We start from the raw sequence: 19,201 nt of genomic DNA on the forward strand, positions 1-19,201 counted from the left end.
CGGAACATCCGGACGGAACATTTCTTCAATCCAGCGGGCCGCAGTCGCGGCGAAGGTGAGCGCATGACTTCCACCGGAACCACCGCGCCGCCACCACCGGGCGCGGCCCGTCTGCTGCGCCCGTACGCGGGCGGCTTCGCCGCCGTCGTCGTCCTGCAGGTCATCGGCGCTGTCGCCGGCCTGGCGCCGCTGCTCGCGGTCGTCGAGCTCGGCCGTACGCTGCTGGCGCCGACGCCGGTCGACGACGGGCACGTGCGCAACGTCGTGATCGCGGGCGCGGCAGGGCTGCTCGTACGGCTGCTGTTCACGGCCGCCTCGTCCGGCGTCGGACACCTCCTCGACACCCGGGTGCAGCTGTCGCTGCGCCGGCAACTCGCCGCGCGGCTCGGGCGGGTGCCGATCGGCCGGCTGGCGCGGCGGCGCAACGGGGAGCTGGCGAAGCTGGTGGGTGAGGACGTCAGCGCCGTGCACCCGCTCATCGCCCACACGCCGGGCGAGCTGGTCTCCGCCTTCGTGGTGCCGCTGGTCTCGCTCGGCTACCTCCTCACCGTGGACTGGCGGCTGACGCTGATCACACTGATCCCCGTGCTGCTGGCGGTCGCGCTGGTGCCACTGATGATGACCCCTGCGCGGCTGCGCGAGCAGAAGGAGTTCGACGCCGCGATGGGGCGGATCTCGGCGTCCGTGGTCGAGTTCGTGCAGGGCATCGCGGTGGTGAAGGCGTTCGGCGGATCGGAGCGGGCGCACGGCAAGTTCCGTACCGCCGTGGGCGACTTCACCCGGAGCTTCTACCGGATGGTGCGCGGTCTTTCCGGGATCGCCGCCGCAATGCAGGTGGCGCTGTCGCCGCCGTTCGTGCTGCTGGCGGTGCTGGTCGGCGGCGCGTACCGGATCACCGGGGGCGGGCTTGCCCCGGCGGACCTGCTGCCGTTCCTGCTCCTCGGCCTCGGGCTGACCGCGCCCGTGGCCGCGCTCGGGCACGGCTTCGACGACCTGCAGGCCGCGCGGCGCGCCGTCGGCCGCATCCGGGACGTACTCGCCGAGCCGTCGCTGCCCGAGCCCGTACGGCTGGTGGCGCCCGAGGGACACAGGGTGGAGCTGCGGGACGTCCGCTTCGGGTACGAGAGTGCCGCGGCCGGGCGCGAGGTGCTGCGCGGTATCGACCTGGTGCTGGAGCCGGGGACGATCACGGCCGTGGTCGGGCCGTCCGGCAGCGGCAAGTCCACGCTGGTGCAGCTCCTGCCGCGGTTCTACGACCCGACGCACGGCTCCGTGCTCCTCGGCGGCGTCGACCTGCGTGAGGTGGGCAGCCAGGAGCTGTACCGGCGGGTGTCCTTCGTCTTCCAGGACGTCCGGATGCTGCGCGCCTCGGTCGCGGACAACATCGCCCTCGCCGTCCCGCACGCCGACCGCGACGCCGTCGTCCGCGCCGCCCGCCGGGCGAGCATCCACGACCGCATCCTCGAACTGCCCCGCGGCTACGACTCGGTGATCGGCGAGGACGCCCGCCTCTCCGGCGGCGAGGCGCAGCGCGTCTCGATCGCCCGTGCCCTGCTCGCGGACGCCCCCGTCCTGGTTCTCGACGAGGCCACCGCCTTCGCCGACCCGCAGACCGAGCAGGCGGTGCGCGAGGCGCTGGCGCAGACCCGTCAGAAGCGGACGACGCTGGTCATCGCCCACCGCTTGGAGACGATCGCCGATGCCGACACCGTCGTGATGCTGCGCGACGGCGAGATCGTGGAGCGGGGCACGACTGCAGAACTCCTCGCGCGGAACGGCGCGTTCGCCGAATTCTGGAAGATCCACGCCGGTGCCGGTGCCGGTGCCGGTGCCGGTGCCGTGGAAGGGGAAGAGGCCCGATGATCAGCACACTGCTGCGTGTGCTCGGCCACGAGTACGCCGGGCCGGTGCGCCGCACCGTCGCCCTGATGACGGCGACCGCCCTCGCCGAGGGACTGTCGTACGCCCTGCTGGGTGCCCGTGCTGCGCGCGCTCTTCGGCAGCGCACCCGAGGACGCCCGGCCCTGGCTGGCCGCCTTCGGCGCGGCGGTCGCGGTCTACGCGGTGCTGCGGTACGTCAGCGACCGCTCCGGTTTCCGCGTGGGTACGACGATGCTGCACGGCATGTACGAGCGCCTCGGCGAACACCTCGCCCGGTTGCCCATCGGCTGGTATCAACCCGGCCGCACCGGCGAGGTGTCCGTCCTCGCCGGCCAGGGCGTGTTGCAGGCGATGGGCGTGATCGCGCACCTGTTGGCGCCGTTCATCTCCGCCTGTGTGACGCCGCTGACGATCGTCGCCGTGATGCTCGCCTTCAACTGGCAGCTGGGGCTTGCCGGCCTGGCTGCTGTGCCGTTGGTAGCTGCGGTCCAGCTGCGCACGGCTCGCGCGACGACGGCGACCGACGCGGAGCGCGTGGAACGCGAGCGCGCGGCCACCGGCCGCGTCATCGAGTACCTCCAGGCCCAGCCGGTGCTGCGCGCCGGCGGCCGCACCGGCGAGCGATTCGGTCTGCTGGACGACTCCCTGAAGGAACTGCGCCGCGCCTCGGGTCGTTCCACCCTCTCGGCGCTGCCGGGTGTGCTGGGTCTTGCGGTCACCGTGCAGGCGGTGTTCACCGTGCTGCTCGCACTCGGTGCGTACCTCGCTCTCGACGGGGACATCGGCGCGGCCGAGGTGCTCGCGGTCCTGGTGCTCGCCGCCCGCTGCGCCGACCCGATGCTGTCCCTCGCCGAGATGAGTGGTGGCATCCGCGCCGCCCGCGCCGAACTCACCCGCCTCGACGACGTCCTCAACACCGAGCCGCTGCCGGAGCCTCGCGCGCCGCGCGAACCGTCCTGCCACGACGTCGAGTTCGACGCGGTCACCTTCCGGCACGGGGACCGGACGGTCGCCGACGGCGTGACGCTGTCCGTACCCGAGGGCGGGCGGCTGGCCGTCGTCGGGCCGTCGGGCGCGGGCAAGACGACGCTGCTGCAGCTGCTCGCCCGCTTCTACGACGTCGACGCGGGCGCGGTGCGGATCGGCGGCGTGGACGTACGGGAGATGGACACCGCGGCGCTGATGGCGCGGATCGCCATCGTCTTCCAGGACGTCTACCTCTTCGACGGCACGATCGAGGAGAACGTGCGCCTCGGCCGCCCGGACGCCACCGACGCCGAGGTACGGGCCGCGGCCGCGGCGGCCCGTCTCGACGAGGTGATCGAGCGGATGCCCGGCGGCTGGTCGGCGCAGGTGGGCGAGGGCGGGGCGCTGCTGTCGGGCGGCGAGCGGCAGCGCGTCTCCATCGCCCGCGCGCTGCTGAAGGACGCGCCGATCGTGCTGCTCGACGAGGTCAGTTCGGCCCTGGACCCGGTGAACGAGGCGGCCGTGCACGCCGGCATCGATGAGCTGATGGCGGGCCGGACCGTGGTGCTGGTGGCGCACCGCATGGGGACCGTGCGCCGGGCCGACCGCGTCGCCTTCCTGGACGCCGGGCGGGTGGTCGAACAGGGCAGCCACGAGGAGTTGCTGCGACGCGCCGGCCGGTACGCCGCGTACTGGGACCTGTCCCTGGCCGGGGCGGCGCGGGACTGAGACGGCCGTGCAGGTTGTCGCCCCGGCCCGCAGGGCCTCGGTGGAGAAGACGACGGAACGGCCGACGAGGAAGTCCTCGGGATCGATCCTTTAGCGGAGATCGGGCACGGAGATCACCGGGCAGCGGAGTCTGCTGTGGTCGGCGTAGCGGCGGTGGCCGTTCTCGGTGTCCTCGACGGCACCCAGGATCTGGCTGGAGGAATGGTCGCACAGGGCGTCGAGCGCAGGGGCGAAGTAGCCGCCGACGTCGAGGAGGACGACCTGGCAGCCGGCGGCGCGTTCTTCGAGGTGGCGCAGGGCCCGGTCGGGGTGGGCGAACAGTGGGATTCTTGGGGGTCAAACTCTGTCCGCTCACGCAAACGGCCCCGGACAAGGAGTCCGAGGCCGAGTGGGAACCCTCCTTGGGGAAGAAGTCCCAGGTCAGAGCGGTAATGCGTGGTGCCCCCGGCAGGATTCGAACCTGCGACACCCGCTTTAGGAGTTCGATCGCTGCTCGGCGCTGCTGGGGAACCTCCCGGCCGCGCTGGCCATGTCGGACCGCCCAGGAGTGCCGGCGTCCGGCGTCGTTGATGTCACTCGTGGATGTCAGAACGGAGCAACCCGCGCGCGCTCGCTGGCACGATGGTCCCGTGGTTGACCTGGAGCGCATCAAAGCAGAGACCGTGGCGTACTTCCGAGCACTCGATGAGAACGCCACCCTGCGGCGCCACTTCCGTCACGCTGACGAGGAGGGCGGCTTGTGGTACATCGAGGCCGTACCCGACCGCGGCGAGTTGATTGTCATCAAGCAAGCCGAGCTGACTCCGGCCGGCCAACTCCACCGGTATAGCTGGGAGCACCTGGAGGACGAGCACGGCTTCCTGACAGACCAAGCAATCGACCCCGAAGAGGATCCGCTGGAGACCATCCCGGCCGAGCAGTTCCAGCGCGTGTGGACTCGGTGAGCGGGCTGGACAACCACTTTAGGAGAGAGGCTGGCGATCCATGCCGCTGACCTGGAGCTTCGACAGTTGGTGAGGTAGCTGAAAACTTGACCGCTCGACACCCTCACTGACCGTGGCTGACTCCTGCATCTGGCACGGCTGTGGCACGAACCTCAGCCGACGACAGTCAGCCACGATGGCGGGTGCGCCGGTCGACCACGCACGCGTATGCCTCGCTGTACCCCCACCGGCCTCAGCCACGTTGTCGGCATGCGGCCGTCGGCCCGAGGCGTACCGGATGTCCAATCACTTGTCCACCGCACTGGCCCCGGTGAGTGGGAGTGCTACATACGCTATCGACGTGCTGCTGCTTTGGTGTACGGGGTGCTGAGCCCATGACGGCGGGTAGGCAGGTGCGTCACACTTGAGGCTCTCATCTTGTGCAACTCGGGTCGTCTTTGGCGGTGACCTGCGATGGAGTGAGATGGCCGCGCACCGTGCGGTGGCACAACTGGTGCATCAGTTCAGTAGTGACGAATGCCAGCCATTCGAGCAGCACTCCACTAAGATGATGTGCTGACAGTTGGTGCAAGCGAGTGGGGGCAAAAGCATGGTTAGTTGGGAACAGCTCGCATACAAGGTAGCCACTGGTGCACTCCGTTCCGCTGCCTCTGCCGTCGTAAAGTCTGCGCTAGCACCGAAGTCGGGCGCACTGATCGTAGCTGGAGGATCCACCGGTAGGTTCAGAAATAAGTTGATCCCAACAGTGGAAATTACGGATCGGGATATCAAGGAGTTTGCGAAGCACGTTTCCTCGATCATGGAAACGCTCATGCGGAATGAGTATTCAGGCTTGCCCGAATCGGAAGTCAACGCTTCCTTCCAGGCGGTAATTGATTCCTTCGCGGCCGTTTCCATTGATGTTTTTGACACAGATTTTGACCCGAGTTTGTATGCTGAGCAGGTCCTAGTGGAGACGCAAGATAGAGTCACGAGGATTGGGCTTAGTGAGGCTGGATACAATCTTTATGCTCGCCTAGTGGCAGAGGTTTCTGCTCAAATTCTCAACTTTGTGACGACCTGGCCGTCTTTTCTGGCCAGAGCAAATGTTGAGCAACTCAAGCGCATGACCCAGGTTGCAAAAGAGCTGCGCAATATTCGTCAATCAGTGATTGATGACGCGAATTCCGTTGAGGTTAGCTTCGAGGAAAAGTACTCAGAAGTAGTTGTCGCAAAGCTCGACCAACTAGAGCTTTTCGGTGTAACGCTCTCCCAGCCAGATCAACGAGCCTACCCACTAAGCACTGCTTACATTAGTCTGTCCGTTGCAGGATCTGATAAATCTAATCCCGGGAAAAGCGGATTTGACAAGGGCCTAGTGGGCCTAGATGTTGAGGGGGCAACTTCCTGGCATGCCGGTGTCGCTGATGTTGGAGGGGAAGTAGGCGGCGGGCTTCGTTCCGAGAGTGCTATCGCTACCTTCCAGCGTATCTTGCTTCGCGGAGACGCAGGTTCGGGGAAAAGTACGCTACTTCGCTGGTTGTCGGTTCATTCTGCGCGCCGCTCGCTTGATGGCGAGCTTCGCCATTTTAATGGCTATATTCCATTTCTGCTACCGTTGCGCCGATTTGCCGATCGCGACCTTCCGGCTGCACACGACTTTTTGAATGAAATTGGCAAGCATCTCGTTGGAGAGATGCCCAGCGGTTGGGTGAATCGAGTTCTTCGAAGTGGACGCGCATTTATTCTGATCGACGGCGTAGACGAGTTGCCGGAGAATCGACGCGAAGAAGCCAAGGAATGGCTCGATGAGCTACTTGATACCTATCCAACAGCTCGGTATATCGTCACGTCGCGCCCTGCCGCTGCGGAGGAGCGATGGCTGAGTCAGCAGAATTTCACATCAGTTGATATGCTTCCGATGAGCAGCTTGGACATCGAAAACTTCGTGAGCCACTGGCATGACGCTGCTCGTTCGTGCTTGCCGGCCGAAGCGACTGATGAAGAGATAGACGAGCTTGCCAGGTACGAGAGTGAGCTTGCAAAGGCTATTCGCGGGCAGCGACAGCTTCGTAAGTTGGCATCCAACCCACTCCTGTGCGCTCTACTGTGCACGCTCAGTAGAGATCGGCGTATGCAACTTCCGCAGGGCCGCATGGAGCTTTACTCGGCAGCCCTTGAGATGCTCCTGGTACGTCGTGATGTTGAGAGGCGTATTAACCATTCTGATGCGCCAACTCTGACGCTTAACCAGAAACAGAGAATTCTGGGCCACTTCGCATACTGGCTTCTCCGTAACCAGTTGACCGATACCACAGAAGATCAAGCAATTGACCAGGTACGGTTGGCCTTGGAGTCGATGCCTTCGGTTCACTCTAGCGGTCCTGAAGTATACAAATATTTGATGGTTCGCAGTGGCCTATTGCGACGGCCTGTGGAAGGGCGGGTTGATTTCATTCACCGTACTTTCCTAGAGTACCTCGCGGCTGCGACGATTGTATCGCTCAACGATATTGGTTCACTGGTAAGGAATGCGCACCTGGATCAATGGCAGGAAGTCGTTGCCATGGCAGTAGGGCATGCTCGACCAGAGGAATGCAGCAACATTCTCAATCAGTTGATCGAACGTGGAGAGAATGAGCCTGCAAACACGACTAGGTTGCACTTGCTTGCCGCTGCTTGCTTGGAGAATGCCGATCAACTTGATCGAGCAACTTATGATCTCGTCAGGCAACATGCGGAGAAATTGATACCACCTTCTAAGGTATCTGAAGCGAAGGAACTAGCAGCAGTAGGTGAGTCAGTGCTTCCCCTGTTGCCTCGCTCCGGGCGTCGGCTACTTGCTCAGCAAGCGGCATCTACCGTGCGGACAGCGAGCTTGGTTGGGGGCGAAGGAGCCCTGGATATTTTGGGCGGTTATGGTTCCGACGGTCGTAAAGCTGTCTACACGGAGCTATCTCGCGCTTGGACTCAATTTGACGTAGATGAGTACGCCAAGCGCGTCATGAGTAAATCGCCCATCGCGCGCAGGGAACTCGTGATTGATCACGAGCAATTGCTGCCCACTCTGCGCCACTTCCCTGAATTGGAAAGCCTCCAATGCGGCTGCCCCATAGAGAACTCTGATTGGCTTGAACACTGTCAGTCAGTCAAGCATCTTGCGCTCTGGAATGACTCCGGATCGGCCATAGAGCGCATTGCTCAGCTTCCCAACCTGCGGGGCCTCGCTCTGGGGAACTTTGATCCAGAAGAGGGACAGTTTCGGAGCCTCGGTCAGTTGCAGGACCTAGTCACCTTGACGCTTCACATCAAAGACTCTGTGCCCTTTGACTTCGGTCGTTTCCCTGCCCTCGAGAATCTGCGGCGTCTCCAAATCGGATCGGCCAGTTCGGTTACTGGGTTCGCGCAGAATGATCAATTCTCGAGCCTGGAAGGGGTGACGTTTACTTTTTGTGGCGAAATCGACTTCGGTCAATTCGAGGGCGCTGACAGTCTAATGCTGCTTCAGCTAATGCATGTCCAGAGCGTCAAAAACGTTGGGGCCCTGAGCGGCATGACCAACCTGCGTGTGGGTATGTTTTCTGTAAGACAGAAGACCCTTCCCATGCTTGCGGATATTAAGGGCGTGAAATCGCTTCGCGTGCTAGTTCGTCGAGGACGGCCTAATCGCGCCGTGGATCTCTCTCCCTTCGCCGGGATGCGCGATGTGCAAATTCGTTTCAGTGAGCCGGTTCAACTTGCTACTCCTGCGTCTTCCCTGGGGAAGGGAGTAAAGGTTGTTATGCCGTCTCAATAGAAAGTGGGTGTCGGCTGCCTTAACCACGTCACATCCCTTCTCTGGCATCAAGCAGTTGATCGCTGTGCGCGCGGCACGGGCGCCGGCCGGGCTGGAGCGGGGCGGAGACAGGAGCGCAGGCCCGGCCGGCGCCCGTGCCGCGCGCGGTGAGCGGAGCGAGCCGCCTTGAACCCCGTGAAGAAGGTTGTAACTCAGTCTGTGGTGCGGGACCAGAACGTCAAACATCACCTGGGACTAGACACTGTGGTGCGGGGCTTGAACTCATATGCGCACGTGGGGAGTTTGCTGGCTTGGCGGTGGGCGAGCGGCAGGAAGAGGACTGGGCGGATCGTCCATGTGATCCGGGTGCTGGCGTGAGTGACCGTCACTGAGCAGGGCTCGGAGCGCATGAGGGCTCTTCGGGTCTGGGTGCGTCCGTCGTACAGCCAGGTCCATGCCTCGTCGCAGGCTTCGGGGTCCAGGGCTGGCGTGATGGTCCGGAGAGCGACTGCTACCCATCGGTCGGCCTGGGGAGCGGAGTACGCGTCGAACGAGGCGTGCAGGGTGGGGTGTTCTGCGTGGGTGGTGAGGTCTTCGGTCCAGCACTCGCACCAGTAGCCGTGGCGAAGTCGGGTCATGAGAGCACCCCCGGGGGATAGGCCACGAGCACGTAGCGCGTGCTCTCGTCGTGCAGGGTGAGTTGGTAGGCGGTGCCCGCCGTGAGGCAGGCGAGTGCGCGTTCGTGTTCTGCCGCGTCCCTGAGCCAGTGGCGGCCCGGCTGGGCGTACGCCGTGTCGAGCTGGTCGGTGACGTGACTTGTCCGGTCGCGGATCCAGCGAAGAGCGAGGCGAGGGCTTGCTGCCTGGTGGGAGCCCAGGTTGATGCAGCTGGCCTCGTACAGGGGGTAGGCGACTGCCCAGCACGTGTACGGGGCGCTGGGTCCTGTCGCGGTTAAGTTCTCGGCGGCCGTCGGCGTCACCATGGGGTGCCTTCCGGGTGGGCGGTCGTGAAGAGCTCTGCCGTGACTGTGAAGCCGGTGCCGTGGCTGTTGTGGACTACGACTCGGTGGGCGAGTGCGGTGACCATGCCGAGTCCGCGGCCGTGCTCGGCGTGCTGGTCCTGGTTCTCGACCTTGGGGGCCGTGCTGGTGCCTCCGTCGTCCGTGACCGAGAGGGCGATTACCTGTGGCGAGACCGCCAGCGCCAGGTGGAAGCTCCCGGCCTCCGCGCCGCTGGCCGTGTGGAGGATCGCGTTCGAGCTCAGCTCGCTCACGATCAGTTCCGCGTCGTCGGCCAAGGGCGAACCCCGCAGGATGTCGCGGGTCCAGCGGCGGGCTCGGCTGACCTCTTCCGGGAATCCTGGGCAAGACAGTCCCCACACCCGGGCGGTGCTCGTATACTCGTGCATACAAGTTCCTTCGTGCTGGTAGGCCGCCATGTGCAGCGGGTTCGGGCTAGACGAGTTTCACGCCGTCGTGGGCGCGGATGGCCGGCGGGGACGCCGCGTCGAGTGCGTCCAGGACGCGGATCGCGTACGCCTCGTCGGCGAGTTCAATGACCTCTTCACGGGTGGCCCAGCGCAGGGCGCGGGTCTCGTCCCCGGTGGTGGGCGTGCCGTCGGCGGCTTCGCAGCGGAAGACCAGCGAGACGATCAGGCCCTTCATGTTCTTGTAGACGCCGGTCAGGGTAGCGGGAATCGCGATCTTGATTCCGGTCTCTTCGAGGACTTCACGCTGGAGAGCTTCCGGGATGGTTTCCTCGCGTTCGAGGACTCCGCCCGGGGGCTCCCAGTGGCCGTTGTCCCGGCGCTTGATCAAGAGGGCGCGCCCCTGGTCGTCGACGATGACTCCGGCGACGCTCACGGAATGCGGACGGTCGGTGCTCACGTTCCTCGGCCCTCTCGGCTGGCTAGGCTCTCCACCGTAGCAACAAGACTCGCCCACTCGTCTAGATACCTAAAGGAGTACTCGTGGCCTCTCTTCCTTCCGGCCTCCTCGGTGATCTCGACCCCACGAGCGATCGTGCGGTTTTCCGGCAGATCGCTGATCAGTTGCGTGAGGCGATCGACCGAGGGCGGTTCAGTGAGGGCGAAAAGCTGCCCTCCGAGGCTGAGCTTGTCGACCACTACGGAGTTTCCCGGATGACGGTCCGCAACTCCTTCTCCATCCTCCAGGGCGAGGGTCTCGTGCACGCCGAGCATGGCAAAGGTGTGTTCGTGCGACCACGGCCACCAGTGAGGCGGCTCGCCTCAGACCGGTTCGCCCGGCGGCACCGTGAGCAGGGCAAGTCCGCGTTCATCGTGGAGGCAGACGCGGCCGGCAGTCACCCGCAGGTCGACAGCCTGGAAGTCAAGGAAGAGAAGGCCAGTCAGGACGTCTCCACCCGGCTCGGGTCCGTGCGGCGCGTGCTCGCTCGGCGGCGTCGCTACCTGCTCGACGGTCGGCCGGTGGAGTTCGCTACCTCGTACCTGCCGCTCGACATCGCGCGCGGTACGCCGATCGCCGAGCCGAACCCCGGACCTGGTGGCATCTACGCCCGGCTTGAGGAGCTGGGTCACCGCCTGGACCACTTCGAGGAGGAGATCCGGGCCCGGATGCCCTCGCCTGCCGAGGTGAAGACGCTGCGGCTCGCGTCGGGCGTGCCGGTCATCCACCTCATCCGGACCGCCTTCGACACCGAGGGGCGGGCCGTGGAGGTCTGCGACACAGTGATGGCGGCTGACGCGTACGTGCTGTCGTACCAGCTCCCGGCCACCTGACGGCGTGATCGGCGGTGGTGCGCGGGAACGCCTCTCCGAACTCGTACACCCCAACAGGCATACTCGTATAGACGAGTGGGTAAGTTGTGTGGCAAGGTGGTCGTCGTTCCCGGGGGATCGGGTTCGAAGGCTGCATCTTGTATAGACGAGTAGATGGGAAGAAGTCTTGCGCACCATTCGCGTAGAGACCTCGGCCGCGACGATCCTGCTGACCGAGGCTCCCGAGCCCAAGGTCCGCGACCGGCAGACGGGCGAGGTCGCCAAGGACGCCGTGAGCGGCGAGGCGCTGATGACGATCGGCGTCGTCTACATCGAGGACGGCGAGTCGTCGCTGATCAAGGTCACCGTCCCGGAGAGCGGGGTGTCCGAGGGGCTGACCCTGGGGGCGCCGGTGTCGCTGCCGGGGCTGGTTGCCCGGCCGTGGGAGAGCGTGTTCAACGGGCAGCAGCGGCACGGCATCGCGTTCCGCGCCGCCGCCGTGACTCCGGCCGCGTTCCCGGCCGCCGTGGGAGCCACCGCCTGATGCCCGACCTGACGACACTCCTGGAGGTGGGTGGCCCCCTCGTCGCTCTCGGCGGCGGGGCCGCCTACGCCCGGGACAAGCACCCGAGCGTCTACTGGTCCACGGTCGGGCTGCCGATATCCACCACCCGGCTGCTCAGCTCGTACGGCTCGGTCATGGAGGCATGCGGCCTGACCATGGCGCCCTCCCGGCTGCGGGTCCTTGCCGTGAGGGCCACCACTCGCCGAGAGGTGCGGCCCGTGCCGCCTCGCCGGGGCATCATCCGGCCCACCTCGACCGGGCTCCGGCTGCGCCTGCGGCTCGCACCGGGGCAGGAACCCGCAGACGTCGCCGCCTCGGCGGAACGGCTCCGCCACGCCTGGGGCGTGCACGCCGTGTACGTCTCCACCGTCAAGCCCGGAGTGGTTGAGCTGCGACTGGTCGGCTTCGACGTGCTGCGGCGGGTGCGGATGCCTCGCAAGCTGAACGCCGACTTCCTCCAGTTGCCGGTGGCACTGCGAGAGGACGCCACGCCCTTCGTACGCGACTACCGCACCATCCCCCACCAACTCACCCTCGGCGCCACCCTGTCGGGCAAGTCCATGTACCTGCGCCACCTGATCACCGGACTCGCCCCTCAGCCCGTCGCCCTGGTCGGCATCGACTGCAAGCGCGGTGTGGAGCTGGCCCCGTTCGCCTCCCGGCTCTCCGCCCTGGCCACCGATCCGGAGCAAGCGGCCGAGCTGCTGCCCGTGCTCGTGAAGGAGATGGAGGACCGATACGACCTGATCAAGGCGCGGCAGGGCATCGCTCCGGACACCCCGGACGAGGAGATCACCTCGGACATCTGGGGCCTGCCCGAGAGCGAACGCCCGGTGCCCGTCGTCCTGTTCGTCGACGAGGTGGCCGAACTCTTCCTCGTCGCCACGAAGAAGGATGAGGAACGCCGGGACGAGATGGTCACCCAGCTCATCCGGCTCGCCCAACTCGGCCGCGCGGCGGGGATCTACCTGGAGGTTTGCGGGCAGCGCTTCGGCGCCGAGCTGGGCAAGGGCGCAACCATGCTCCGGGCCCAGCTGACCGGCCGTGTCTGCCACCGAGTGAACGACGAAGCCTCCGCCAAGATGGCGCTCGGTGACATCGCACCCGAGGCGGTTCAGGCCGCCTGCGCCATCGCGCCCGAGCGGCCCGGCCTCGCCGTCGCGGGCGACACCTCCGGTGGCTGGTCCCGCATCCGGACGCCATACCTCTCCCTCAGCGATGCCGCCGAGATCTGCCGGGAGTCGGCGCACCTGGTGCCCGAGCTGCCTGCACTCAAGCCCTTCCGTCCCGACGTGCTGGTACGGCCGGTCGAGAACCCGGCCTCGGCCGTCACCGACTGAGCCCCCTCTTCGCCCTGGTCGGCGTGACCGACTCACGCCAAGTCCCTACCCCTGCCATGCCTCAACCCGGAAGGAGCCGCATCATGCGCGCCCACCTGGCCCGCGTTGACGCGGTGCTCGTCCAAGCGGTCATCGCTGCCGCGCTGTCCTTCGCCCACCTGCACGATGTCGCCCTGGCGGCCGGACAGGACGGCTGGAAAGCGTGGGCCTACCCGATCAGCGTCGACTTGCTGCTCGTCGCCGCCTGGCGCCGACTGCGCTCCGGCGAGGCGAAAGCGGCCGGGTGGTGCTGGTTCGTGATCGCCCTGGCCGCCTCCCTCGGCGCGAACGTCGCCACCGCCGGCCTACTCGACATGAACCAGGTCCCGGCCTGGCTGCGCATCCTCGTCGCGGGCTGGCCCGCGGTCGCCTTCCTCGGCGGCACCCTCCTCGCCCACTCGACCCCGACCAACAACAGTCGCACGCTCGCTGAGGACTTCTACGGCAACGACCAGGCGCACGACGCCCCCGAACCATCCCCCGACTCGACTCCGCAACCGGCCATCGAGCAATCGCCGCCCACCGAACAACCGGCCACCACAGAGGAACCACCCGAGCGGCCCGCCCCGCCAGTTCCCGCCCCGCCAGTTCCGTCCGCGCTCGTCGAACACGCCCGCAAGGTCGCCGCCGAGCACCACACCCGCACCGGAACCCCCATCGACACCCCGACCCTGCGCACCCGCCTCGGCGTCCCCGCGCCCATGGCCGAAGCCATCGCCGCCCACCTCACCCTCACAGGGAGCTGAACCATGCCCCTCTGCTTCAACACAGCAGCCGACTACCTCGAAGCAGCCCGTCAGATGGCCGCCAGCGGCCGTACGACGCTGGCCCGGCTCCTCGCCGAAGAGGCCGCCGACCGCGTCTCCGACCCCACCGAAGCCGCCCGCATCCTGCACGAATTCCCCGGCCCGACCCTGCGACAGGAGGACTGAACGTGCCCACCCCGAACCGCTTCCGCAGCGTGATCCGCATCGGCCCCGTCCAGGTCGGCACGTCCTACGACCGCCGGGGCCGCGAGAAGCACACCGCCGCCTGCACCGCCCCGCGCTGCGGCTTCTCCGCCGACTACGACAGCCGCGCCGCCGCCGAGCTGGCCGCCCGTACCCACCGCTGCCCCGCCCGCTGAAAGGACTCGTCGCCCGTGACCGTCAGCCTGCCGCTCGTCGTCGTCCTCGGCTTCTTCGCCTGGGGAGCGGTCAAGTTCCTCGGCGTACGTACCTGGGTCGTCGTGCTGATCGCCCTCTTCGGCTTCTGGCTCTCGCACACCTTCCTTGCCCCGGCCATCGAGTCCGGCACGCGCTCCGGCGTGGACGTCATAAACGGCTCACATGACTAGACGAGTAGATAAGGAGATCGCTGCCGTGTTCCTGCCCAAGTACCCCGACAGCCCCACCCCGCCGCCCGCGCACACCCACACCCCGGCCGAACCGGCGCCGCCCGTGCGACGCATGCTCCCACCAGTCTCGATCAGCACCGGAGCGGTCGCGGCCGTCCTCGCGGGCGGCGTGGTCCTCACCGCGCTCCTGGCCGCCGTCGCCGTCACGGCCATCTCCGTAGCCGTCGCCGCCGTGATCCTGCGCTCCCTCTACGCGAGCAGCGCCACCGCTGAACGCCCGCACGCGACTCCCGGGGCGGCCCGATACCGCCAAGCATCACCGCCCCGGGCCCCATCCCTAATGACCAAGCCAGCAACCAAGAGCCAGAAGGAGACCGCCATCTTCACCCGCACCACCCCGCCCCCGCTCCCGGAACTGGCCAGGCTCGCCCAGCACGGCACCCTGCCGGGCATCCTCCGGCAGCTCTCCGGGCTCGGCGGCTGCACCAACCCGATTCGGCTCGACGGCCACCGCACCGAGTACGACGTCAACACCCGTACCGGCGAGATCGGCCCCGTCCTCCACCACCTCGACTCCACCACCCTCCCGGCCGGACAGCTCCTCGTCCGCTGCAACAACCGCCGCACCACCCGCTGCCCGGCCTGCGCCGAGGTCTACCGCCGAGACACCTTCCACCTGATCACCTCCGGCCTGCGCGGCGGCAAGGGCATCCCCGAGCGGGTCGGCACCCACCCGCGCGTGTTCGCCACCTTCACCGCGCCGAGCTTCGGCCCGGTCCATAACCGCCCCTCCAGCGGCCGCCCCTGCCGCTGCGGCACCCGCCACGGTCAGGACGCCCCCGAACTCGGCACCCCACTCGACCCGGACACCTACGACTACGAAGGGGCCGTGCTCTGGAACGCCCACGCCGGTCCGCTCTGGCGCCGCTTCTCGACCTACGTACGCCGTGAGGTCGCCAAGCGCGCGGGCCTGTCCCAGCGACGTTTCCGCGAGCACGCTCGCGTGTCCTTCGCCAAGGTCGCCGAGTACCAGAAGCGCGGCGCCGTCCACTTCCACGCCGTCATCCGCCTCGACGGCCCCGGCGGCGGAGACACCCCGCCCCCGGCCTGGGCCACTGCCGAGCTGCTCACCGACGCCATCCACGCCGCCGCTGGCAAGGCCCGCGTGGACGGCCCGGTCATCGACGGACGCGCCCACACCTTCACCTTCGGCCGCCAGCTCGACGTCCGCACCATCCGCTCCGCCGACTTCAACGACGGCCAGGAGCTGACCGAACGCGCGGTCGCCGCGTACGTCGCCAAGTACGCCACCAAGGGCGCCGAGACAGCGACCGGTGCCCTCGACCGGCCACTGAAGTTCGCCGCTGAACTCGCCCAGCTCGACATCAGCGACCACGCCCGCCGCCTCATCCGCACCGCCTGGACCCTCGGCGCACGGAAGGACCTCGAACACCTCCGCCTGCGCGCCTGGGCCCACATGCTCGGCTTCCGCGGCCACTTCTCCACCAAGTCCCGCCGCTACTCCACCACCCTCGGTGCCCTCCGTACCGCCCGCGCCGACTGGCGCCGCGCCCAAGCCGCAGCAACCAACGGACCCGCGCCCGAGACCACATACGTCCTCGCCCACTGGGTCTTCGCCGGAACCGGCCTCTCCGACAGCGAGGCCTGGCTCGCCGCATCCCTCGAACCCGCCCCCGGAACGGAAGGAGAACCCACCCATGCATGACGACGAACTGCTGACGGTTCCTGACGTGATGGCGCGGCTCAAGCTCGGCCGCTCCACGGTCTACGACCTCATCCGCTCCCGTCGTCTGCCCTCGATCACCATCGGCCGGTGCCGTCGCATTCCCGCGCGAGCTGTCCGCGAGTACATCACCAACGAACTGGAGGCGGCTGCCTGATGGCGCAGCAACGCAAGCGGAACCCCAACGGGGCGGGCACCATCACCAAACGAAAGGACGGCCGCTTTCAGTGCGCGGTCTACGTGCTCCAGCCGGACGGCACCCGTGCCCGTAAGTTCGCCTACGGCAAGACGTGGGCCGAGTGCGACGCCAAGCGTCGTGAGCTGCTCGACAAGGTGGACCAGGGCGTACCCGTGCCCACCAAGTCGGCGAAGCTCTCGGAGTGGCTCCCGTACTGGCTGGACAACGTCATCAAGCCCCGCCGGAAGCTCAGCACCTACGACAAGTACGAGGCGCACGTCCGGCTCTACCTGGTGCCCCTGCTCGGCGCCAAGCGGCTCGAATCCCTCGGCGTCGCAGACGTCCGCCGATTCCTCGTCCGCCTGGAAAAGGAGACCACCGCCGCAACCGCCAAGGAGTCGCACCGAGTTCTGCGTTCGGCGCTGTCCTCGGCCTGCCGGGAGGAACTGATCACGCGGAACGTCGCCAAGCTCGTCGAGCCGCCGCGCACCGACAGCCGCGAGCTGAAGCCCTGGACCCTCGACGAGACGCTCGACTTCCTCGCCGCCTCGCGCAAGGACCCGCTCTATGCGGCTTTCGTCCTCGCCATCGCCATGGGCCTCCGCCGGGGAGAGATCGTCGGCCTCCGGTGGTCGGACGTCGACCTCGACAACCGCGTCCTCTACGTCCGCCACCAGGTCCAGCGCCGCCGGGGCGTCCTGTACGACGACGACCCCAAGAGTCGACGTCGCCGGGCAGTCCCTCTGCCCGCCCTCTGCATCGCCCCCTTGCGTTGGCACCGCCTACGGCAGGCGGACGCGCGCGCCAAGGCGGGGGAGAGGTGGCAGGAGTCGGACTACGTCTTCGCCACCCGCACCGGCCGCCCCGTCGAGCCACGCAACCTGTACCGCTCCTTCACCCGCGTCGCCCAGTCGGCCGGCCTCCGCGTGATCCGGCTGCATGACGCCCGGCACGGGACGGCGACGCTCCTCACGGCGGCCGGGGTCGCGCCCCGCGTCGTGATGGAGATCCTTGGACACTCCCAGATCAGCATCACCATGGACGTCTACACGCACGTCGTCCAGGACACCCAGCGCGAGGCCATGAGCCACATGGACCGCCTGCTGCGGAGGCGCCCCGGTCGCCCGTGACTGACCCCGTTGATGTCAAAAGTGGATGTCAAAGGCCCCGGACCATGATCGGTCCGGGGCCTTTTGGCTGGTGCCCCCGGCAGGATTCGAACCTGCGACACCCGCTTTAGGAGTTTTCTCTGGGCGGGGCTGTGACCTGCGGAAACGTCCACCGCGTGGTGCCTGGCCTGGGGAAACACCCCTCCGTAGTTCTCACGTGTTCACGGCGCTTCCCGGCCTGATGTGTGCTGAATCCGTTCCGTGTGGGCACCGCTTGGACGGCATGGAGTCCAGGCTTGGTTCGGTGGTCGCGTTACGGATCCACTCACTCGGCTGCACCGGGCCGACATCCAGCGTCCGGGGTGCGGCGACGGCTCCTCAGTTAGATGCATAGCCCTGTGGGATGCCAAGGCGTGAGCCCCGTGCCGGTGCTCGTGAGCCTGTTCCGTGGGTCGAAATCAGACTCACGAGCTGCGCCCATGAAAGGGCCGAGTGACGCCTGTGCCTACGTGCAACGTGGACTAATCGCGCAGCAGGCGCATAGCCAGTACGGAACCGTCCGGATGTATGGAGATGGGACCGTTCCAGCGTGGTGCCCAGGCGTCGCGTGGCCATGTGGACCGGCGGGCGTAGATTTCCCGGCGGTACTGTTCCACCCGTCCTTCCTCAAGGCGGCGGAAGAGATCCTCCGCGACTCCGGAGAACGCCTCGACTCGCTTCCGGTTGAGCCGGAAGACGTGGTCGGTGCCGACGAAGTCGATGCCGAAGAACCGGTGCCGTGCATCCTGGACGCTGTCCGTGGCCGCGTGCGTAAAGCCTGCGAAGTGTCGTTGCCCTTGTCGTTTCGTCAGGTACGGGACGGTCGCACTTGTGTCTCCGGCGAAGGCCGTAAGACCGGCTGCGGCTGTGCGGGCAAGCACGTGTTGAAACCACCCGTAAAGTTCGGGACTCACGTGATAGCCGGGTTCGGGCTCCGAGGGCTTGTCGCTTTGCGCCGGTGGCTGGATGCCGGGATACACGTTCTCGTCCTCCAACGCGTGATCAAGAATGTGCTCCGGAGCGTCCAGCCAACCCCCTTCTCCGCCCGCCTCCAGGGTGTGAACCGTCAGCGGGCCGTCGAGTGGGAGTTCTGTGCTGAACACCAGACACGGTGTCTCGTCCCATGCCCCGATGTGCACTGCCTCCACGTGGGCGGAAGCCGAGGCAAGCTGAGTATGAGAGGCGGAGAGCCCGCTGTGGTTGCCTTTGCACGCGATCGGGAAGACGCGAGAGGGCTCGCCGGGCCTCCACACCTCGGCGAAGAACTGCGGTCGGTATCGGTAACCCGACTTCTGACCGGAGTCCCTGCTGGTCAGGGCCCACCCTGCGCGCAGAGCTGTGTCAGCCGGCACGATAGAGACGAAGTGGTTCGGATAGCGCCTGCTTAGGAGCCGTGTAGCGAGCGCCAGCGCGAAACCGGTGCCGAGTTCTCCTGACTGAAGCGCCTTGTAATACTCTGCGGTCTCCTTGCCCTCGGTGGAGAGCGCCATGAAGGAGTCCGAGTTCCCGGTCAGAGCTTGGTTGTACTTCAGGCAGCCCCAGTGTTCGGCGAGGCCGCGTCCCGCTCCGCGCCGTGCCAAGGTGATTGCCCGTCCAAGAGAGTGCAGCACACCCCAGGGTGTGAGCTGCGTGAGTCGGCCAAGATCCTTTGCAGCTATGGGGGCCAGCCCAGGCTTCCGGCGAAGCCGATCGAGCTCCTTCTCCTCTCTTTGCTTGTCGTCGTCCGCCGCCGCGGTGCTCACGTCCCCGGCCAGTTCCGGGTTCGAGTGGACCGCGACGTTGGACGGCTCCGCAAGGTCTCTCAGCACTTCTGCCGTGATCTTCAATCTGCTCCCCCTCGT

The 19,201-nt window shown here is 66.8% G+C and carries 19 protein-coding genes; 14 read left to right on the forward strand and 5 right to left on the reverse strand.

The window, feature by feature from the left end; translation table 11 throughout:
• Window positions 1-63 precede the first annotated feature (63 nt).
• The 4 genes from HJD23_RS24200 (at window position 64) to HJD23_RS24215 (ending at window position 8,295) form a co-directional block, all read left to right on the forward strand.
• Window positions 64-1,863: an ABC transporter ATP-binding protein gene (locus HJD23_RS24200; protein ID WP_171114569.1), complete on the forward strand. Its 1,800-nt coding sequence runs from the start codon at window positions 64-66 to the stop codon at window positions 1,861-1,863.
• A gap of 111 nt (window positions 1,864-1,974) precedes the next feature.
• On the forward strand, window positions 1,975-3,576 hold the full coding sequence (locus HJD23_RS24205; RefSeq protein ID WP_346770314.1) for an ABC transporter ATP-binding protein: 1,602 nt from the start codon (window positions 1,975-1,977) through the stop codon (window positions 3,574-3,576).
• Window positions 3,577-4,205: 629 nt separating this feature from the next.
• Entirely contained in the window at window positions 4,206-4,520 is a 315-nt protein-coding gene (locus tag HJD23_RS24210) for a hypothetical protein (RefSeq protein WP_171114568.1), read from the forward strand.
• 745 nt (window positions 4,521-5,265) lie between these two features.
• Window positions 5,266-8,295, forward strand: a complete 3,030-nt coding sequence (locus tag HJD23_RS24215; RefSeq protein WP_171114567.1) for an NACHT domain-containing protein — start codon at window positions 5,266-5,268, stop codon at window positions 8,293-8,295.
• Between the two features lie 224 nt (window positions 8,296-8,519).
• On the opposite strand, the gene HJD23_RS44070 is transcribed toward HJD23_RS24215, so the two are convergent.
• The 4 genes from HJD23_RS44070 to HJD23_RS24230 are packed head-to-tail and all read right to left on the reverse strand — an operon-like array spanning window position 8,520 to window position 10,135.
• Entirely contained in the window at window positions 8,520-8,912 is a 393-nt protein-coding gene (locus HJD23_RS44070) for a hypothetical protein (RefSeq protein ID WP_240980798.1), read from the reverse strand.
• Window positions 8,909-9,256 (reverse strand): hypothetical protein, encoded by a 348-nt coding sequence (locus HJD23_RS24220; RefSeq protein WP_171114566.1) that lies wholly within the window; start codon window positions 9,254-9,256, stop codon window positions 8,909-8,911. Before HJD23_RS24220 ends, HJD23_RS44070 begins: the two co-directional genes overlap by 4 nt.
• Window positions 9,250-9,681 (reverse strand): ATP-binding protein, encoded by a 432-nt coding sequence (locus HJD23_RS24225; RefSeq protein WP_171114565.1) that lies wholly within the window; start codon window positions 9,679-9,681, stop codon window positions 9,250-9,252. Before HJD23_RS24225 ends, HJD23_RS24220 begins: the two co-directional genes overlap by 7 nt.
• Window positions 9,682-9,727: 46 nt before the next feature.
• Window positions 9,728-10,135 (reverse strand): NUDIX hydrolase, encoded by a 408-nt coding sequence (locus HJD23_RS24230; RefSeq protein WP_171118836.1) that lies wholly within the window; start codon window positions 10,133-10,135, stop codon window positions 9,728-9,730.
• Between the two features lie 107 nt (window positions 10,136-10,242).
• On the opposite strand from HJD23_RS24230, the gene HJD23_RS24235 reads away from it, so the two are divergent.
• The 10 genes from HJD23_RS24235 to HJD23_RS24285 all read left to right on the forward strand — a co-directional run bounded on the left by HJD23_RS24235 (window position 10,243) and on the right by HJD23_RS24285 (window position 17,342).
• Entirely contained in the window at window positions 10,243-11,031 is a 789-nt protein-coding gene (locus tag HJD23_RS24235) for a GntR family transcriptional regulator (RefSeq protein ID WP_171114564.1), read from the forward strand.
• A gap of 166 nt (window positions 11,032-11,197) precedes the next feature.
• On the forward strand, window positions 11,198-11,554 hold the full coding sequence (locus tag HJD23_RS24240; protein ID WP_171114563.1) for a hypothetical protein: 357 nt from the start codon (window positions 11,198-11,200) through the stop codon (window positions 11,552-11,554).
• Window positions 11,554-12,915, forward strand: a complete 1,362-nt coding sequence (locus HJD23_RS24245; protein ID WP_171114562.1) for an FtsK/SpoIIIE domain-containing protein — start codon at window positions 11,554-11,556, stop codon at window positions 12,913-12,915. The genes HJD23_RS24240 and HJD23_RS24245 overlap by 1 nt, the downstream gene beginning before the upstream one ends.
• An 83-nt stretch (window positions 12,916-12,998) precedes the next feature.
• Window positions 12,999-13,700: a DUF2637 domain-containing protein gene (locus tag HJD23_RS24250; protein ID WP_171114561.1), complete on the forward strand. Its 702-nt coding sequence runs from the start codon at window positions 12,999-13,001 to the stop codon at window positions 13,698-13,700.
• Between the two features lie 3 nt (window positions 13,701-13,703).
• Window positions 13,704-13,886, forward strand: coding sequence for a hypothetical protein (locus HJD23_RS24255; RefSeq protein WP_171114560.1), 183 nt, complete (start codon window positions 13,704-13,706; stop codon window positions 13,884-13,886).
• Between the two features lie 2 nt (window positions 13,887-13,888).
• On the forward strand, window positions 13,889-14,080 hold the full coding sequence (locus HJD23_RS24260) for a mobile element transfer protein (RefSeq protein ID WP_171114559.1): 192 nt from the start codon (window positions 13,889-13,891) through the stop codon (window positions 14,078-14,080).
• Between the two features lie 15 nt (window positions 14,081-14,095).
• Window positions 14,096-14,290, forward strand: a complete 195-nt coding sequence (locus HJD23_RS24265; RefSeq protein WP_171114558.1) for a hypothetical protein — start codon at window positions 14,096-14,098, stop codon at window positions 14,288-14,290.
• Between the two features lie 442 nt (window positions 14,291-14,732).
• On the forward strand, window positions 14,733-16,016 hold the full coding sequence (locus tag HJD23_RS24275) for a replication initiator (protein ID WP_171118834.1): 1,284 nt from the start codon (window positions 14,733-14,735) through the stop codon (window positions 16,014-16,016).
• Window positions 16,009-16,191 (forward strand): helix-turn-helix domain-containing protein, encoded by a 183-nt coding sequence (locus tag HJD23_RS24280; protein WP_030250171.1) that lies wholly within the window; start codon window positions 16,009-16,011, stop codon window positions 16,189-16,191. The genes HJD23_RS24275 and HJD23_RS24280 overlap by 8 nt, the downstream gene beginning before the upstream one ends.
• On the forward strand, window positions 16,191-17,342 hold the full coding sequence (locus HJD23_RS24285) for a site-specific integrase (protein WP_171114557.1): 1,152 nt from the start codon (window positions 16,191-16,193) through the stop codon (window positions 17,340-17,342). The genes HJD23_RS24280 and HJD23_RS24285 overlap by 1 nt, the downstream gene beginning before the upstream one ends.
• A gap of 500 nt (window positions 17,343-17,842) precedes the next feature.
• Here the strand turns inward: HJD23_RS24285 and HJD23_RS24290 are convergent, their stop codons facing one another.
• Window positions 17,843-19,186 carry a hypothetical protein gene (locus tag HJD23_RS24290; protein WP_171114556.1) on the reverse strand — a complete coding sequence of 448 codons (1,344 nt, stop codon included), beginning with the start codon at window positions 19,184-19,186 and terminating at the stop codon, window positions 17,843-17,845.
• Window positions 19,187-19,201 lie beyond the last annotated feature (15 nt).

This window comes from Streptomyces sp. Z423-1 (assembly GCF_013009255.1).
Classification (GTDB): Bacteria; Actinomycetota; Actinomycetes; order Streptomycetales; family Streptomycetaceae; genus Streptomyces; species Streptomyces gossypiisoli.